The organism is Campylobacter sp. CNRCH_2014_2849 (assembly GCF_025772845.1).
Classification (GTDB): Bacteria; Campylobacterota; Campylobacteria; order Campylobacterales; family Campylobacteraceae; genus Campylobacter_D; species Campylobacter_D lari_D.
This window is the reverse complement of record NZ_JAKMSW010000052.1, coordinates 1-616: the sequence shown is the minus strand read 5'-3', so window position 1 is coordinate 616 and position 616 is coordinate 1. Positions and strand designations below refer to the sequence as shown.

The following is a 616-nucleotide window of genomic DNA, read 5'->3' as shown; positions in this document are numbered from 1 at the left end:
CTTAGCTCCCCCATCATATAATAAAATTTTATTCGTTTTTTTTTCTACATCTAATATACCGCCATTAGGTGTATAAATTTCATAAGTTTCACTCATTATTTATCCTTTCATCCTATATACAAACCATCTTCCATGATTATAGTAGTGGCTAATGAAATTCATTATTTTTACTCTTTTATATTATGTTCTTTAGCATAAGCTAGTATTTTAGCTCGAAGTTCCTCTGGAAAATTATATCTATATATGGCGGGAATTCTTGGATCAAGGAGTTTATCTAATTGATAATTTTTATAATCCCATTCTAATCTTTCTGGACTAAAATAATAAGGTGCATTAGGATAGCCTTGAGGTGGAGTTAGAGCTGCGAGTTTGGCCTCCAATACCAATGAATCCATAAATAATTTAGCCGATTCTTCGCTTCTATAATTATTTATATCTACATGGTAATTAATTGTCATACCATTTTGATACCCATCCATATAACGATCAAATTCTCTTCTGCTTTCATAAGTAGAATCTACATCCCTTGGATCTTTTATCTTACCCTCAACTATGTCACTTCTTAAGGCTTTATATATTTTTCCCCATGCATCAAAATTAAATTGATAAACATTTA

General features: G+C 30.4%; 1 pseudogene. It reads right to left on the bottom strand.

Features of this window, described 5'->3' with window-relative positions:
- Positions 1 to 167 precede the first annotated feature (167 nt).
- A pseudogene (locus L8X33_RS08660) lies at positions 168 to 616 on the bottom strand (hypothetical protein); the annotation flags it as partial.